Consider the following 16,894-nt stretch of genomic DNA (forward strand, 5'->3'; position numbering starts at 1 on the left):
GTCAGGTGAGAACGACACAGACGGGCGACGCCCCCATTTCCGTGGTGGACAGGGTGTCGACGGTGCTCGAAGCCTTCAACGGGACCGGGCCCTTGACCCTTGCGCAGGTCACCGCTCGGACCAAGTTGCCCCGATCGTCGGTGCATCGTCTGCTCGAGCAACTCGCCGGCGCCGGATGGTTGGCACGTTCGCCGGATCAGACCTACGAACTCGGCGTCAAAGCGTACGAGCTCGGTCAGGCGGCGCTGAATCAGAACCGGCTCCTCCAGGGTGCCCGCCCCGTGATGGCCGCGTTCGCCCGTCGAACCGGTTACACCATGCAACTCGGCGTCGTCGACGGCGGCGACACGGTCTACCTCGCAAAAGTCAACGGACGACTGTCGGGCCCTACCCCCACCGCCGTGGGCCAACGCATCCCAGCGCACCTGACCGCGCTCGGCAAGGTGGTCCTCGCCTACGCGGACATCTCGCCGCGACGCATCTCACCGAGAGGTCTACACACGGACGAGGACGGTGGGCTCGTCCGCCGCACCGCGCTCAGCATCACAACGGCATCGCGATTCGACAGCGAGCTGGCACAGATCCGTGACCGTGGTGGCGCGTTCGATCGGGGCGAGGCTTTCCCGGGGATCGCTTGCGTCGGTGTGTCGATCGGCCCGCCCGACCACATCTACGGCAACATGGCGGGCCTGTCCATCTGCGGTCCGGTGGGAGCGATAGATCATCGCAAACTTCTGGGCCCGGTCCGGATCGCAGCGCGCGAGATCTGGGACCGCTGCGTCGCCGCCGATCTCGCCGATCATTGATCCGACACGGGTTCCCACCGCCGTCACCGCCCACCGAGTGGGAGACGTGGGCGACTCACCCTTCCCCTCGCGGCACGATCGAGGCCCAGAGCCCTCGTGCACCGGACAGGGCGACGAGAAGGAGGAACGGATGAATCGATTCGACGGCCGACGGACCCTTGTCACGGGCGCGGGTTCGGGGATAGGCAGGGCCACCGCTCTGCGGCTGCTGTCCGAGGGAGCCACCGTGATCGGGGCCGACGTCTCCAGCGACGGACTCGCCGCAACCGCGCGGGCCGCAGCCGACGTCGCGAAACCCGACCAATTCGTCGCGCATGCCATCGACATCGGCGACGAGGATTCGGTACGGGGCGGCGTCGCTTTCGCCGTCGAACACCTCGGCGGACTCGACGTGTTGGTGAACGCCGCCGGAATCCTCCGCAGTGGACACACCGAGCAGGTCACGCTGGAGGAGTGGGATCAGATCATCCGCATCAACCTGACCGGAACCTTTCTGATGATCCGGGAGTCGCTGCCGGCGCTGATCGAATCCGGCCGCGGCGTGATCGTCAACTTCAGCTCGACCTCCGCCGGCTTTGCGCACCCGTACATGGCCGCGTATGCGGCCAGCAAGGGCGGCATCCAGTCGATGACGCACACCATCGCGCTCGAGTTCGCCAAGCAGGGCGTCCGTGCTGTCTCGATCACTCCCGGCGGCATCTCGACGAGTATGACGGCGGCGCCCGGCCTTCCGGAGGACTCCGACCCGTCGTTGTTCGCGAAGCTCCAGCCGGTGGTCGCGGTGGCCCCGTCGGACTCCGACCCGGTACGCATCCCCGGAATGGCAGGCCCTGACCGGGTCGCCGGCGTCATCGCAATGGTCGCTTCCGATGACGGGGCGTACATCAGCGGAACCGAGATCCGCGTCGACGGCGGCGCTCACATGTGAGTTGCGAAGCCCCTGGACACGACTCCGGGCCGTGGTGCGCGTTCGCTGCCTGCACCACGGCCCGGAGTTCTCATCAGACCAGGGTCCCCGACTCTCTCGCCCCTCCGACGTCAGGCTGGTCCGGCCGCGGTTTCGCGCCGGCGAGTTGCGCCGCCATGTCCGCGACGGCACGGTAGGCCATGACCATCCCGGAGCCGAGTGGCGTCCCCGGACCCGGATAGACCTCTCCCGAGATCGACGCCGTGGAGTTGCCGGCCGCATACAGTCCGGGTACCACGCCGTCGTGGTCGGACCGGAGCACCGCACCGTCCCCGGTGATCACCGCCCCGCCCTTCGTACCGAGATCACCGAGCACCATCCGAACCGCGTGGAAGCGAGATCCGTCCAGGGCGACCAGGCATTGGTCCGCCGTCTGTGCGCCGAGGAAGAACCGGCCGTATGGGTCCTCGCCACGCTGGAAGTCGTCGTCGCTGCCCCGCGCCGCCAGCTCGTTGAAGCGCTCCACCGTTGCGGTGAGCGCCGCGGCGTCGATCCCGATCGCGGACGCCAGGTCGTCGATCGATGATGCGGTGTGCCACAGGCCGGCCTCGGTCATCTCCGCTCGGTCCGGGGACGGCGCACAGATCGCCGGGAGGTCGTCGCCGGACCGGTCGTCGAAGATGTACCAGAACCCGTCGCCCTTTCCGGCCAGCATCCGGTCGCGCATCGCACGGCCCATCTGGTCGTACGGGAGCAGTTCGTTCGCAAAACGGCTGCCCGTCTCGTCGACGACGATCCCCGCGCGCAAGCCGAGCGTGAACACCGCGTGGCCGTTCGGGAAGAGAGTTGCCGGGCACCACCACGACTGGTCGAGCAGATCCAGTGCCGCGTCGACGGTCCGGAGCATCGCGAGGGCGTCGCCCGATCCCGTGTCCGGGTGCGAGGACGTCCACTCCGACGAGGGCATCTGCTGGAGGTCGTGTCGCAGCTCGGCGTTGCGTTCGAAGCCACCGGCCGCGAGGAGGACCCCGCCCCGCGCCTGGATCCTCCGTTCGCCGTTCGCACCGCGAACCACAACGCCGGTGACCCGTCCGGACTCGTCGGAGACCAGTGACTCGGCGGCGGTCTCCTTGTGGAGCTCGGCGCGTCCGGATCCGTCGAGGGCCAGCAACATCCGTGCGATCCAGGCCTGCCCACCGTCGAGTACGGTTCGGTCCATCTCGATGCCGAACTGATCGGCGGGGACCATCGGGCGGATGTCGTGGAGTCGAGCCCCCACCTCGTCGGCCGTGATCGGTTTGGCGAAGATGCTCCGCCCGTAGTCCTTTCGGCCCGGCGCCGCGTAGTAGTCGGGAAACGGCCGGTGTTCGAGCGGGATCCCGATCTCGTTCTCGAGGAACTCGGCAACCACCGGTCCGGTCTCGATGAACGTGCGCTGCACGTCGGGATCGGTCCGGTCGCCGACGGTGTTACGGAAGTAGGTGAGCCCGTTGTCCACCGAGTCGTCAACGCCGTCGCGGGCGAGGACATGGTTGCCGGGCAACCACACGCTCCCGCCCGAGTAGGCCGAGGTTCCGCCGAACCGGTCCGACTTCTCCACCACACACACCGTCAGTCCGCGCGACGTCGCCGCGAGCGCGCCGGCCAGTGCGGCCCCGCCCGAACCGATGACGACCACGTCGTAACTGCTGTTCCAAGTCATTGCGCACTCCGTGTTCTGGCGCCGCGCCGGCCGTCCCGGCGTGCGCGGATGTCGATCTCGCGCCGGCGCTCCTGGTCGCCACCGGCAGCGGCCACGCTAATGGCCGGGTGGTGACCCATTCCGTTCCGTTCCCGCTCAGCGGTCCGTATCACGCGGCGGGTTGTACTGGCCCGACGAACTCCAGTTCGTATCCGTCCGGGTCGGCGATCACCCCGATCGTCATCCCGTACTCGGGGTACTCGGTGGCCTCGGCGATCACCCTGCCGCCGATTCCGCAGGCCTGGCGCATGATCGCCGCCGGGTCGTCGGTGTTCAGGACGAACTTGCGCAGCATGTCACCGTGATCGGTGGCCGAGGACGCCGTGGCGTCGGCGGGCAGGATGAGTTCGAGGCCCGCGGAGCCGGCGCGGACGATGACCGCGGTGAACGAGCTCGTGCTGAATTCTTGGACCAGCTCGAAGCCCAGTCCCCTGGTGTAGAACTCGACCGACCGCGCCAGGTCGCCGACCCGGATCGCGGTGAGCGAGAGAGTGACCGCGCCGTCGCTCATCGCGTCTGCGACCCGCCGTTGAAGTCGAGGGTCTGGCCGGTGATGCCGCCGGCCTCGTCGGAGGCGAGGTACGCACAGAACGCTCCGACCTCGTCCGGGTCACCGAGTCTGCCGATCGGGATGGTCTCCAGGATTCGCTTGATCGCCTCCGGCGACATCTTTGATTCGAGGTTCTTCTGATGGCCGAGCGCGACGATGTTCGCGGTGATCCCGTACTGTCCCGTCTCGGCCGCGAGGTGGCGGATGAAACCCTCGATTCCACTCTTGCCTGTCGCATACATGGTCTGGTTGATGTTCTGACCGGTGCGCGCCGAGCCGGACGAGATCTGCACGATTCGCCCCCAGCCGGTGTCACACATACCGTCCAGCACAACCTTGATGCAGTTCATCGCGCCGAAGATGTTGAGGTCGATGGGCGCCCGCCAGTCCTCCGGCGACAGATCGCGGAACGGTTTGATGATCCGCCCCTCGGCGACGCCGGCATTGTTCACCACGATGTTCACCTGACCGCCGAGTTCGGTCTCGGCGGCGTGGATGCTGTCGCGCGTGGCGTCGAAGTCGGTCACGTCGAACGCCGCGGCGACCGCCCGGTTGCCCTCCTCGACGATCGCCGCCGCGACCTTCTCGGCACGATCTTCGAACAGATCGTTGACGATGACGGACGCGCCCTGCCTGGCGAGAACTCTTGCGATTCCTTCGCCAACGCTCTGTCCCGCGCCGCTGACGAACGCGACCCGTCCGGTGAGATCAAACATGTGGTTTCCATCCTTGCCGGCCACTGTCCTGCGACCGATATGAGTGTGATGCGGCCTGCCCTCGCACACCGACGATGCTCGCGAGAGTGACCACCGATCAATAACGGCGACCGATCCCACCGTCGTGGTAGAGCGAGGCTCCGGTGACGAAGCGAGCTTCCTCGGAAGCCAGATAGACGAATGCGTGTGCAGTGTCCTCGGGCCGGCTGCTCGTGTTCAGAGGTGCGGCGCTCGAGATCGCGGCCTCGGCTGCGTCCCGATCTGACCACAGACCGCTGTCCACATACTCGACGAGCGCTTCTTCGATCAACGGCGTCATCGTCAGACCCGGATGGACCGAGTTGACGCGAACCCGCTGCGGGCCCAACTCATCTGCGGCACAGATCGTGAGCATTCGTCCAGCCGCTTTCGACACCGAATAGGCGAGATTGTTCGGATTGGACATGTACGACGACATCGACAGGTTGTTGATGACCACGCCGCCGCCGGCGAAGCGCTCGTGCGCGGTGAGCAGCTGCTCGAGGCACGCCTGCATACCGAGCAGCAGCGCGTCGTGGTTGACCGCCATCACCTTGCGGATGTCCTCGAGGCTGCTGCTGGCGACCCCGCCGTGGACCGAGATCCCCGCATTGTTGACGAGAACGTCGATGACTCCGAACTCTCGGACCGTCGCATCGACGACCGTCGCCCAACCCTCCGCTGAGGTGACGTCGTGCTGCAGCAGCAGGAATCGTCCCTCGCCGAACTCTGCGCTGATCCGCTCGTTGATCTGGTCGGCTTCGTCGGTACGGAAGTCGGTTCCGACGACCCCCGTGCACCCCTCGCGTAAAAACGCTTCGCACACCGCGAGTCCGATGTTGCCCACTCGTCCCGCACCCGTGACGATGGCAACTTTTCCTTCGAGTCTCTTCATCGTGATCCTCTCTTCGATGGTCGTTCGGTTGTGGCGTCGAGGCGACGTCATGGGCGTGTGGCGCCGCCGCGATACGGGACCTCGGCCGTCCAGATGGACCCCAACTTCTCGCGGGCCGACTTCTCGAAGTCGTAGACCTCGACGCCCACCATGACGTAGAGCGTCGATCGTTCGGGGCCACCCAGAACGCATGCGGCGGTCGACCCGACCGAGAGCGGGATCGGTACGGCGTCGGTCATGCCGTCTCGGGTCACCCGCACGACGTGGCCTCCGCCGGGTAGCGCCGCCCACACGCCGCCTTCCTCGTCCAGCGCGATTCCGTCCGGTAGGAACGGACACCCCGCGAACTCCTCCGGTGCGCTGAGACTGCCGTCGGACGACCGGTCCATCATGATGATCCGCGAACGCAGCACCTCGGCCGCATACACCTGCGAACCATCCGAGCTGATCCCGATCCCGTTGGCGCACTGGAGAGGTCCGACGGCGTCGGCGGCGTGTGACGAACCGTCCGGCTCGACGACAACCAACGGCGACGAGGCCACCTGAGGGTTCTCGGTGAAGATGTCGAATCCGAGCTGCGTGACATACGCACGGCCGTCGGCGTCGACGACCATGTCGTTTGCCGCCGACGGGCAGAACGGCGCGATGTCGGCGTACACCTCCAGGTCATCCGGGTCGCGTCCGCCGTGCACCAGGACCAGTCGCTCGTGCATGGAGACGACGATCAGCCTGCCATCCGGAAGCCACCCGAAGCCTCCGAGGACGACGGGGACACCGTCAGGAGTCCGGCGCCCCGTCGCATCGACCGCAGTTCGCACGTTCCCGGAACTGTCGACGGTCTTCAGCGTGGCGGTGTACATGTCGGAAAACCACAAGGTGTCGTCGTGCCAGCGGGGACACTCCGGCCACGAGAATCCGGTGGCGACCCGACGGGGTTCGATGACTCGAGCTCCGGCAGCGGCGATAGCCGGCGCCACGAGCGAAGGATCGGAATACGTCATGCCCGACAGAGCTTTTCGCAGACGTTTCCAGAACAGGTCGCAGCACCGGGCAGAGATCTACACGTCATTCCAATTCCCATCGTCGTGGCCTCGGACGCGTGCGGCGAACGGCCCACGCGCGTCGCGCTCGAACCGAGACACTAGTGACGCAGGCAACATCTGCTCGAGGTCGTCCCATTCAGCGGACGGGCAGGAGACAGTCCCGACAGATTGGATGTCTTTTTGTATCCAATATTGTAGAGTCGGCGCCATGACTTCCGCACCAGCCACCTCCGAGGCCGTTGGCGATCCTGAACAGCCCTCTGTCATAACCACTTTCACGGACGGGGTGGCGCGTCTGACGCTCGACAACCCGCGACGCAAGAACGCGATCAGCCTCACCATGGCGGCGGCGATCGATGAGTTCTGCGACCGGGTGACCGACGATCCGACGATCGGAGCCGTGATCGTCGACGCCGCGGGTCCGTACTTCTGCAGCGGCGCCGACACCCGCGACCTGGCGACCTCGTCGTCCGATCCGGCCTCGCCGGAGGCGGTCTCACGGACGTCGGCCGTCTACGGCGCGTTCGTGCGAGTCGGGTCGCTACCCGTGCCGACCATCTCCGTGGTGGTCGGCGGCGCAGTCGGTGCCGGACTGAACTTGGCCATGGCCACCGACGTCCTCGTCACCACACCGGACGCAATCCTCGACAGCGGGTTCCTCGCGCGCAGCATCCATCCCGGCGGCGGTCACCTGTCCCTGCTCGGGCGGGCGGTGGGCTGGTCGACGACGATCGCCATGGCCGCCTGCGGACAGAGCCTCACCGGCGCCGAGGCGGTCGCGAAAGGTCTCGCACACGCCGCCGTCCCCGCCGAGGAACTGCCCGCACTCGTCGACGGGCTGACCGGCCCGGCTGCGCGCGATCCCGAGCTCACCCGTCGGATCATGACCAGTGCCCGGCTCGAGCTCGGTCCACCGGCGGTCAGCTGGTCGTCGGCCCTGGAGATCGAACGCGGCGTGCAGATGTGGTCGATGTCCCGAAAAGGACAGCAGGCCTGGTCCTCGCGGGGCCCGAACCGGTGACGACAACCTCCGCGCCGCGGCGCTCGGTGACCGGCGACGACCTCGAGCCACTCCGGTCCGAGGTCCGCGCATTCCTCCGCGACGAGATCGAGAGTGGCGGTTTCGTCCCCGATGTCGACAGCTGGATGACCGGATTCGATCCTGGCTTCAGCAGCCGTCTGGGCGAGCGCGGGTGGGTCGGCATGACCGTTCCGTCCGAATACGGTGGCCACGGCGGCACGCCAGTCGAACGTTTCGTCGTCACCGAGGAGCTGCTCGCGCACGGGGCCCCGGTGGCCGCCCATTGGATCGCCGACCGCCAGATGGCACCGGGCATCCTCGCGAACGGGACCGAGGAGCAGAAGCGGCGGTACCTGCCCGGGATAGCAGCCGGCACCACCTTTTTCGCCATCGGCATGAGTGAGCCCGATGCCGGCTCCGACCTGGCTGCCGTTCGCACGCGCGCCGTCGACAATGGTGACACCTGGACGATCAGCGGCACCAAGGTCTGGACCACCGGCGCCCACCTCGCGCACGCCATGGTGCTCCTGGCACGAACCGACGGCGTCCCTGGGGATCGCCACCAGGGGCTGTCCCAGCTCCTGGTGGACCTCCCGCACCCGGACATCGAGATCCGGCCCATCCGGAGCATCGACGGACAGGCGCATTTCAACGAGGTCATTTTCCACGACGCAATCGTCGACAAGTCGGCGCTGCTCGGCGCACGCGGCCGCGGTTGGGCCCAGGTCATGGGCGAACTCGCCTTCGAGCGTTCCGGACCGGAGCGGTACCTGAGCACGATGCCCCTGCTCCGTGCCTGGGCCGGCCAACTGCGTGCACATGGCGCCACACCCGAGCAACGCACGACACTCGGAACGCTCACGGCCGTAGCGTGGGCACTGCGCGGAATGTCGCTGCAGGTCGCCGACGAGCTGTCGGCGGGGGGCAAGCCGGATGTCCTCGCAGCGATGGTCAAGGACCTCGGCTCCACCTTCGAGGGCGATCTTGTCAACGCGATCCGCAGCTCCTCCGGAACCATTGCCCGCCGCGACGGAGGCACCCCCACCGAGCGCCTGCTCGCGCAAAGCGTCCTACACACACCGGCTTTCACCCTGCGTGGTGGAACGAACGAGATCTTGCGCGGAATCGTCGCGCGCGGATTGGGGATCCGATGAGCGACCTGGCCGATGAGTTGATCGCCGCGACCCGCTCGATGCTCGACCGCATCGACACCGACACCGAGACCCCCGCTCAGGGGGTGTCGGACGCGCTCTGGGCTGCGCTCGTCGAGGCAGGCTTCACCTCGGTGGACGTCCCGACCGAGGCCGGCGGCCACGGTTGCGACACCTCCGACGCGATCGCGGTGCTGTCCACGGTGATCGGGAGCGGCGCACTCGTCCCGTTCATCGAACACGCGATGCTCGCCGCGTGGCTGTCCGGAACGACCGGACACGACCTCGGTCAGGGCACCGCGACGATCGGCACATCCGACGCCGGCTTCGTCGTCGATGAATCCGGCGAGCAACCGTGCGTGACCGGCACCGTCCGCGACGTCGTGCACGTGTCCGCGGCGTCATCGCTCGTCATCCTTCTCCCCGAGACCGAGAACTCTGCTGGCCGCGTGGCGACCATCTCGCTGGCCGACGACGGCGTGTCGATCACCGCGGGCAGCGATCTCCTGGGCGCCTCGATCGGCACTGTCACCCTGGACTCTGTCCCGGCGACGATTGCGGAGTGCCCGGTCACCACCGCCGATCTGCGACAGCGCGGTGCGCTCGTCTATGCCGCCGCGTTGGCGGCCGCTGCCGGCACCGTCCGTGACCGGACCGTGCAATACGCCTCCGAGCGAGTCCAGTTCGGCAGACCGCTGACCAAGTTCCAGGCGATCCAGCAACGACTCGCTTCGATGGCCGCATCGACGACCATGATGGAGATCGCGTGCCGTCGGGCCGCCGCGGGGGCGTCGAGTGACCGGCGTTCCGCGCGAAGTGCCACTGCGGCTGCGAAAGTCGTCACGTCGCTCTACAGCCACGAGGTCGCTGCGGCGGGGCATCAGATCCACGGTGCCATCGGCTTCACCTCGGAGCATCCGCTGGGACGTTCGACCACGGCGTTGTGGGCATGGCGCGACCGCTACGGCACCGAGCGGGAATGGGCGGACGTGATCGCCGCACAAATCCTCGACGACGGTTCCGACCCATGGGACCTGATCACCGCCACCGCAACGACTTCGGGTATCGAGCAACCATCGACAGAACGGACTTCGCAGTGAGCACGATGATTTCGGTCGGCGACGACACCGCACCCGAGCCGACGCCCGCGGTGAACCCGCGGGCCGCATGGCGGGCCGCCGACACTGCCGAGGGCAACGGCGTACTGACCGGCGTCCGCGTCCTCGATCTGAGCCGGGTGCTCGCCGGGCCCTTCTGCGCGCAGACCCTCGCCGACCACGGTGCCGAGGTGATCAAGGTCGAGGCCCCGAGCGGGGACGAGACCCGTGGCTGGGGGCCGCCGTTCGTCGACGACGACACCAGCAGCGCGTATTACAACAGCCTGAACCACAGCAAAGAGAACATCTGCCTGGATCTGCGGACCGACGAGGGACGCGCGGTCCTCGCCGACCTTCTCGCGGGTGCCGACGTGGTGATCGAGAACTTCAAGGCGGGCACCATGGCCCGCTGGGGTTTCGATTACGAGACGGTCCTCGCCGAGCGGCATCCCGGGCTGGTGTATTGCCGCATCACCGGCTTCGGTGTCGACGGACCGATGGGCGGGCTACCCGGCTATGATGCGGTACTCCAGTCGTTCGGGGGTTTGATGAGCATCAACGGCTACCCCGACGGCACCCCGCTGCGCGTCGGAGTCCCCATCGTGGACATCGTCGCGGCGAACATGGCGGTGAGCGGCATCCTGCTGGCGCTCCTCGCGCGCGAACGCAGCGGACGCGGACAACTGGTCGACATGACGCTCCTCGACTCGGTCATCTCCATCCTCCATCCCCACGCCGCCAACTGGGTCGCCAGCGGCCGGATTCCACAACGCACCGGGGACTTCCACCCCACTGTCGCGCCCTACCAGGTCTTTCCCGCCCGCGACGGCGACTTCTTCGTCAGCGCCGCCAACGACCGCCAGTTCCGTTCTCTGGTCGACACACTCGGCATCTCGCACCTCGCCGACGATCCCCGCTTCGCCTCGAACAAGGACCGCTACGCCCACCGCGAGATCCTCGCTGCCACACTGGGAGAGCGCATCGCCGAGTACGATCGCGCCGACCTCGCCGCCCGCCTCGAAGCCGCCGGGGTACCCGCCAGCTCGGTGAACACCATCGACGAAGCCCTCACCTCGGCACAGGTCCGGCACCGTGGTTTGTTCCTCGAGACCGATACCTACCGTGGTGTCGGCGTGCCGATCTCGCTGAGCGACGCGGGGCACCGGTCACCACGTCCGGCAGCGGCGAGAGGCGCGCACACCGGTGAGGTCCTCGAAGCGATGGGATACGACGCCGAGCGGTTGGCGTCCCTCCGCGCCGCCGGGGTGTTCGGCGACTTATGACCCGAGTCGCGATGAGCGACGGCTCAGGCAAGCCCGCGGTGTCACGTGCGGCCACTCGCGTCGTCGCCGAACTCGAGCGGATGATCGTCACCGGCGAACTGCTGCCCGGACAACCGATCCGGCAGGAGCTGATGGCCGAGCGCCTCGGTGTCAGCCGGTTGCCCGTCCGGGAAGGACTCCGCCAGCTCACCTCCGAAGGACTTGTCCAACACGAGCACAACGTCGGTTACACCGTCGCGCGGCTGAACCAATCGGAGTTCGACCAGATCTACCTCATGCGAGCCGCGCTCGAGCGCGAGGTCCTCGCCGTGCTGCCCAGACTCGACGACGCCGCGCTCGACGAGATCAGCGAACTCCGCGACCTCGTTGCGGAAGCGGCCGAGGCCGCCGACATCCTCGAGATGCGGCTGCGCAACCAGACCTTCCACTTCGCTGTCTTCGAGCGGTCGCCGCTACTTCTCGTGGTCGCGGAGTTGCGGCGGCTCTGGAACCTGGCAATGCCCTATCACGCGGCCTATCTGTACGACGCCGACGTACGCCGCAAGGTGTGCGCCGAGCACGACGACATGGTCGACGCACTCGTCGCCGGAGACAACAACCGCTTGATCGAGCTGATGAATGTCCACCGTCAGGGCGGCGAGACGAGCACGGGTGTGATGCTGGGCGCCGTATCACCGACATCGACGGGCGAGCTACCGGAACCGTGACGGCCCCATCCGAGCCCGCGGAATAGCCGGACACCGTGCTCTACGACATGACCGAGGTGACACCAGAGATGACCGCAAGTACACCGCACGACGCCGGCCCGCCCTGGGATCCGGACGTCGCCGTGATCGTCGACCGGATGATCGCGGCAGGTGCGCCCGCCTCATGGCAGCGCGGCGTCGAGAAGACCCGGGAGATGCTCGAATCGATAGTGCGGCCACCGGGCCCGGACATGGCTTCGGTGGAAGATGCGTCCGCCGACGGGCCACACGGGCCGATCCCGTTGCGGATCTACCGCCCCCACATCGCGCCGGCCGTCGGTGCGCCCGCACTCGTCTGGTATCACGGCGGCGGCATGATCATGGGTTCGCTCGACTCGTTCGACCGACTCGCGCGCGATGTGGCCCATGCCACCGGTGCGGTGTTGATCAACGTGGACTATCGCCTCGCTCCCGAACATCGTTATCCCGCAGGCAATGACGACGCTTACGCCGCACTCGAGTGGGCCCACCACCGCGCAGGAGACCTCGGCCTGGACACGTCGCGCATCGGGGTCGGCGGCGACAGCGCCGGTGGCGGGCTCGCCGCGTCCACCGCGCTGCGCAGTCGGAACACCGGTGGCCCGCCAATCGCCCAGCAGGTCATGTTCTATCCCGGTGTCGCACGCCGCGACGACACCGCGTCGATGCGCGACTTCGGCGACAGCGTGTTCCTGACCGCCGAGGACATCGACTGGATGAAGAACATGTACCTGGGCGAGGACCCGTCGCAGGACGACGAGTACGGTACGCCGGCGATCGCCGAGAGTCTGGCCGGTCTCCCGGCGGCGATCATCGCCGTCGGACACGGCGACCCGATCCGCGACAGCGTCGAGCTGTACGGTGACCGGCTGCGCGATGCGGGAGTCCAGGTCGCGCAACTGCGGTATCCCGGTGTCGGACATGGGTTTGCGATGCAGACCGCGTCGGTGGCGCGGGCGCGCCTGGCGATGGCCGAGGTCGGCGCACTGGTCGCTGCGCGATTCGCCTCTCAGACGCACTGACGTCAGGAGGCGAATCGGTGCCGTGCAGGGTCGGCAGCGAGGAAGGTCAGGCCCGAACCGGCGCCAGCAGCTTCTTGAGGGGTATCGACATGTCGCTGAGCATCGCTGCGGACGGACGGAACCCGCGGGCCAGGGCCGACCGGAGTGCGACGAAGTCGGCGGGCGCGTTCAGACACTCGGCCGCGACGAGTGCGTCGTCGGCGAAGTACAGCGCGACGCGGCGACGGGGACGTTCGGGATCGACCCGGATGAGCACCGACGAGTGCCCGCCGATGAGCCCTACGATCTGCAGCTTCTGATCGCCCTGATCCGACCAGAACCACGGCGTTCCGCGCGGCGGGACCTCCGTGCCGGCGATCACGTTCGCCGCGATGGTCGCCTGCTCTGTGGCGTTGTCCACCGATTCCAGTCGGAATCGCCGACCGCTCTCGGCGACGTGAACGGTGCAGTCGCCGATGGCGAGTGTCTCTCCGTCCGACGCGAGGCAGTTGCCGTCGACGACGACTCCCCCGTCGGTGTCGAGACCCAGCTCTTCGGCGAGCTCGGTACGCGCACTCGCCCCTACGCCGACCAGGACCGTTGCGGCCGGGATCACCCGCCCGTCGTCGAGGCGAACCCCGACGAGGCCTCCACCATCGGCGACGATCTCGACCGGCACGGCGCCCAGTTCGACGTCGGTCGCCATCGCCCGATGGGCGGACAGCAGGGTCTCGGCCGTCGACGGCCCGACCGCCCGCGCGAGGAGGCGATCGCCTGCCTCGATCACCGTGACGTCGGCACCGAGACCCCGTGCGGTGGCGGCGACCTCGAGCCCGATGAAACCTCCGCCGATCACCGCGACCGGGCCCTGAGCCACCCGCGACAGGAGACGGTGCGCGTCGTCCATCTCGCGGAGTACCAGGACGTCGGGATGGTCCGCCCCCGGCAGGTCGAGGGTTCGCGCGCGTGCCCCCGTCGCCAGGACCAGTCGGTCAACCGAGAGTGTCTCCGTACAGTTCTCGCGAATCATCTCGAGCGCGTACCGCCCATCGGTGCGCGTGACCCCGGCGACATGGGTCCCGATGCGGAGCTCGATGCCGTTGTCGCCGTAGTACGAGGGGTCGCGCAGCAGCACCGAATCCGCAGAGGCCTCCCCCTTGAGCATGGTCTTGGACAGCGGCGGACGCTGGTACGGGAGGTGGGTCTCGTGCGAGATCAGCGTGAGGTCACCGGTATACCCGACAGCGCGCAACCGATCGGCGAAGTGGACCGCGGCGTGCGAGGCGCCGACCACCGCCACGCTGCGCGGGGTCGGCGCCTGCGAACCGGTGCGGCGGTCGGGTCCGACGGTCATCTCAGACCTGCTCGTCCGGAACGGTGACATGGACATCGACGCCCTCGGACAGGACGAGCTGACAAGAGAGTCGCGAGTTGTCCTCCCGGTCGGAGGCCGTGCACTCGAGCATGTCGTCCTCGTCCTCACCCGGTGCGGCGAAGTTGTCCATCTCGGCCGGGTCGAGATAGACGTGACAGGTCGCACACGACAGAGTCCCGCCGCACTGGCCGACGATTCCGGTCACGCCGTGACGGACTGCTGTCGCCATCACCGAGTCACCAACCGATGCGTCGATGACCTTCTCGGTGCCATCTGGTTGTGTGTAGAACACCTTGGGCACGAGGTCCTCCTACCAGGTGACAGGGAGGTTGGTGACCGGCTGCGTGAGGTTGGTGTCGTCGACAACGACCTCGCCGGCAAGCCGCAACTCTGGGAAGCGCTTGAACAGTTCGGCGAGACCCACCTGCATCTCCATACGTGCCAGCGGCGCGCCGAGGCAGTGGTGCAGTCCGTAACTCAGGGTCAGATGCGGATTGTTGGAACGGGTGACGTCGAAGGGTTCGGCATCACTCTCGATCACGATCCCATCGTGATTGGTGGATGCCGGGTCGACCAGGACGGCCTCACCTTCGGCGATGAGGTGCCCGTCGATCTCCACATCCTCGGTGGCGACGAACGGTACCAAACCGCTTCCCCCAGCGATCTTGTCGTCGATGGCGAAGCGACCGAAACGAAGCACCTCTTCGACTGTCGTCGGTGCCAGACCGTCCGGGTCACCCAGGAAGACCTCGAGCTGATCGGGGTTACGCAACAACGTCAGTACGCCCAGGCAGATGAAGTTCGCGGTGTTGTCGAATCCGGCGATCACGAGAAGCATTGCGATGGGTAGGATCTCGGCGTCGGTGAGGCTGTCGTCCTTGTCGCGGGCGTTCGCGAGGTCGCTGATCAGATCCTCGCGCGGGTCCTGCCGTCGTTTCTCGATCAGCTCGAAGATGTACCCGAAGAGCTCGGTCATGTTCGCGGTGACCTCGTCCTCGGACATGTTCGAGGTGGACAGACTCGCCGAACTCCACTTCTGAAACTTCGCCCGGTCCTCTGGGGGCACCCCGAGGAGGTTGGAGATCATCTGGATCGGGAGCGCCACGGCGTACTCGGAGACGAGATTGACGGGGTCGACGCTCTCGCCCCGCTTGTCGATCATCGCGTCGATCAGCTGATTGGCATACTCCACCGCCGAATCCCGCATGGCCTTGACACGCTTCGGGGAGATGGAGCGCTGCACCAGTTTTCGCAGCTTGGTGTGGTGGGGCGGGTCCTCGAACTGCAGGGTCGACTTCAGGAAGTCAGGGAACTCGACGAAGTACGGGACCACCCGCTCGCCGGTACGGAACGGCTTGCGGACGAATCGCCCGTCACCGAGCATCGCGCGGGCAGCTGCGTTGCGGTGGATGACCCAGACGTCCCCGCCGTAGGGCATCGTCATCTTCGTCATCGGACGCTCGGCGGCGATCGCCCGATACCGTGCGGCGGCCTCGTTCGGCGGGACTGCGGCGAACGGGTACTCGGTACTCGTCGTCGAGGTGGTTTCGGTTGTGCTCATGTCGATACTCCAGAAATCGGGGCTGTTCGGGCGGTCAGGAGACCGGCATCTGGGCAGGTGCGACGACCTGCGGAATCGCGTCGGGAGTGACGGCCATGATCTGTTCCCACTGCTCGGCGACCGTCTCGATCGTGAGCGAGGGGTCGTGAATCCCCACGGTGTTCACGAGGGCCAGCCGGTTCACGATTCCGCCGGCGACGTTGAACACCTCACCGGTCACCTCGCACGACGGGTGCACCAGGAACGCGGCCACCGGGGCGACATGCTCCGGGAGCAGCTGAGTTCGCATGTACTCCATGATTTCCGGCGAGAGCGTGTCGGCGGCAGCGTCGGCCATCCGGGTACCTGCACCGGGGGCAATCGCGTTCACCTTGACGCCCGCTTCGAGGCCCTCGAGCGCGAGATTGCGGGTGAGTCCGAACAACGCGCCCTTCGACCCGCCGTAATGCGACATGCCGGGGTTGCCCAGCATCGCCTGGGAGATCGTGTTGACCACGCGCGGGGCCGGCGACTCGAGCAGATGCGGCCACGCGGCGCGCAGCAGTCGCATCGGCCCGAGGTAGTGCACGTCGAGGTGGCGCTGGTACTCCTCGTCGGGCACGTCTCGAAAGGGTGCCGCCCGCACGATTCCCGCGTTGTTGATGACGGCGTCGAGCCGGCCGAAGTTCGAGATCGCGGCGTCGACGAGCGCGGTGGCACCCTCGTCGGTCGTGATGTCGGAGTTCACCGCGACCGCCTTGCCGCCGGCAGCGGCGATCTCCGCGACGACGTCGGCGGCCGGGTCACCCGATTCCACCCCGGAGCCGTCGGTGGTCGAGCCGAGGTCGCCGACCACGACCGAGGCGCCGCGCGAGGCCAGCAGGAGCGCATGTGCGCGGCCGATACCGCGGCCCGCGCCAGTCACGATCACGACGCGATCGGTGAAGTCGAGTTGTGCTGTCATTTGTCGTCCTTGACTTGAGTCGAAACGATGAGATGTGCGATTCGAGGGGATGAGTTCCCGG

The 16,894-nt window shown here is 67.3% G+C and carries 17 protein-coding genes; 8 read left to right on the forward strand and 9 right to left on the reverse strand.

What is annotated here, in order from left to right; translation table 11 throughout:
* Positions 1-5 precede the first annotated feature (5 nt).
* Both MHN80_RS05910 and MHN80_RS05915 read left to right on the forward strand, forming a co-directional pair.
* Positions 6-806, forward strand: a complete 801-nt coding sequence (locus tag MHN80_RS05910; RefSeq protein ID WP_239400200.1) for an IclR family transcriptional regulator — start codon at positions 6-8, stop codon at positions 804-806.
* Positions 807-936: 130 nt separating this feature from the next.
* On the forward strand, positions 937-1,734 hold the full coding sequence (locus MHN80_RS05915) for an SDR family NAD(P)-dependent oxidoreductase (RefSeq protein ID WP_239400202.1): 798 nt from the start codon (positions 937-939) through the stop codon (positions 1,732-1,734).
* 73 nt (positions 1,735-1,807) lie between these two features.
* Here the strand turns inward: MHN80_RS05915 and MHN80_RS05920 are convergent, their stop codons facing one another.
* From MHN80_RS05920 to MHN80_RS05940, 5 genes are all read right to left on the reverse strand, one after another.
* Positions 1,808-3,415: an FAD-dependent oxidoreductase gene (locus MHN80_RS05920; RefSeq protein WP_239400204.1), complete on the reverse strand. Its 1,608-nt coding sequence runs from the start codon at positions 3,413-3,415 to the stop codon at positions 1,808-1,810.
* A gap of 148 nt (positions 3,416-3,563) precedes the next feature.
* Positions 3,564-3,965: a VOC family protein gene (locus MHN80_RS05925; RefSeq protein ID WP_239400206.1), complete on the reverse strand. Its 402-nt coding sequence runs from the start codon at positions 3,963-3,965 to the stop codon at positions 3,564-3,566.
* Positions 3,962-4,720 (reverse strand): SDR family NAD(P)-dependent oxidoreductase, encoded by a 759-nt coding sequence (locus MHN80_RS05930; protein ID WP_239400208.1) that lies wholly within the window; start codon positions 4,718-4,720, stop codon positions 3,962-3,964. The genes MHN80_RS05925 and MHN80_RS05930 overlap by 4 nt, the downstream gene beginning before the upstream one ends.
* 97 nt (positions 4,721-4,817) lie before the next feature.
* Positions 4,818-5,633, reverse strand: coding sequence for an SDR family NAD(P)-dependent oxidoreductase (locus tag MHN80_RS05935; protein ID WP_239400210.1), 816 nt, complete (start codon positions 5,631-5,633; stop codon positions 4,818-4,820).
* 47 nt (positions 5,634-5,680) lie between these two features.
* A complete protein-coding gene (locus MHN80_RS05940) occupies positions 5,681-6,634 on the reverse strand; it encodes an SMP-30/gluconolactonase/LRE family protein (RefSeq protein WP_275447412.1) in 954 nt (317 codons plus the stop codon).
* A gap of 250 nt (positions 6,635-6,884) precedes the next feature.
* Between MHN80_RS05940 and MHN80_RS05945 the strand changes: the two genes are divergently transcribed.
* From MHN80_RS05945 to MHN80_RS05970, 6 genes are all read left to right on the forward strand, one after another.
* Entirely contained in the window at positions 6,885-7,697 is an 813-nt protein-coding gene (locus tag MHN80_RS05945) for an enoyl-CoA hydratase-related protein (protein WP_239400214.1), read from the forward strand.
* Positions 7,694-8,851, forward strand: coding sequence for an acyl-CoA dehydrogenase family protein (locus tag MHN80_RS05950; protein ID WP_239400216.1), 1,158 nt, complete (start codon positions 7,694-7,696; stop codon positions 8,849-8,851). Before MHN80_RS05945 ends, MHN80_RS05950 begins: the two co-directional genes overlap by 4 nt.
* Positions 8,848-9,948, forward strand: coding sequence for an acyl-CoA dehydrogenase family protein (locus MHN80_RS05955; RefSeq protein ID WP_239400218.1), 1,101 nt, complete (start codon positions 8,848-8,850; stop codon positions 9,946-9,948). The genes MHN80_RS05950 and MHN80_RS05955 overlap by 4 nt, the downstream gene beginning before the upstream one ends.
* 5 nt (positions 9,949-9,953) lie before the next feature.
* Positions 9,954-11,228 carry a CaiB/BaiF CoA-transferase family protein gene (locus MHN80_RS05960; RefSeq protein WP_239400346.1) on the forward strand — a complete coding sequence of 425 codons (1,275 nt, stop codon included), beginning with the start codon at positions 9,954-9,956 and terminating at the stop codon, positions 11,226-11,228.
* An 11-nt stretch (positions 11,229-11,239) separates the two neighbouring features.
* Positions 11,240-11,935, forward strand: a complete 696-nt coding sequence (locus tag MHN80_RS05965) for a GntR family transcriptional regulator (protein ID WP_239400220.1) — start codon at positions 11,240-11,242, stop codon at positions 11,933-11,935.
* A 68-nt stretch (positions 11,936-12,003) separates the two neighbouring features.
* Positions 12,004-12,975, forward strand: a complete 972-nt coding sequence (locus MHN80_RS05970; protein ID WP_239400222.1) for an alpha/beta hydrolase — start codon at positions 12,004-12,006, stop codon at positions 12,973-12,975.
* A gap of 46 nt (positions 12,976-13,021) precedes the next feature.
* Here MHN80_RS05970 and MHN80_RS05975 read toward each other — a convergent pair whose 3' ends face one another.
* The 4 genes from MHN80_RS05975 to MHN80_RS05990 are packed head-to-tail and all read right to left on the reverse strand — an operon-like array spanning position 13,022 to position 16,833.
* The gene (locus MHN80_RS05975) at positions 13,022-14,308 is read right to left on the reverse strand and encodes an NAD(P)/FAD-dependent oxidoreductase (RefSeq protein ID WP_239400224.1); all 1,287 of its coding nucleotides are present in this window, start codon (positions 14,306-14,308) and stop codon (positions 13,022-13,024) included.
* A gap of 1 nt (position 14,309) precedes the next feature.
* Positions 14,310-14,630 carry a 2Fe-2S iron-sulfur cluster-binding protein gene (locus tag MHN80_RS05980; protein ID WP_239400226.1) on the reverse strand — a complete coding sequence of 107 codons (321 nt, stop codon included), beginning with the start codon at positions 14,628-14,630 and terminating at the stop codon, positions 14,310-14,312.
* A gap of 9 nt (positions 14,631-14,639) precedes the next feature.
* Complete coding sequence (locus MHN80_RS05985; protein ID WP_239400228.1) at positions 14,640-15,890, reverse strand: cytochrome P450; 1,251 nt, start codon at positions 15,888-15,890, stop codon at positions 14,640-14,642.
* A gap of 34 nt (positions 15,891-15,924) precedes the next feature.
* Positions 15,925-16,833, reverse strand: coding sequence for an SDR family NAD(P)-dependent oxidoreductase (locus MHN80_RS05990; protein ID WP_239400230.1), 909 nt, complete (start codon positions 16,831-16,833; stop codon positions 15,925-15,927).
* Between the last annotated feature and the right edge of the window lie 61 nt (positions 16,834-16,894).

The sequence above is a fragment of the Gordonia sp. McavH-238-E genome, assembly GCF_022348225.1.
Taxonomy (GTDB): Bacteria; Actinomycetota; Actinomycetes; order Mycobacteriales; family Mycobacteriaceae; genus Gordonia; species Gordonia terrae.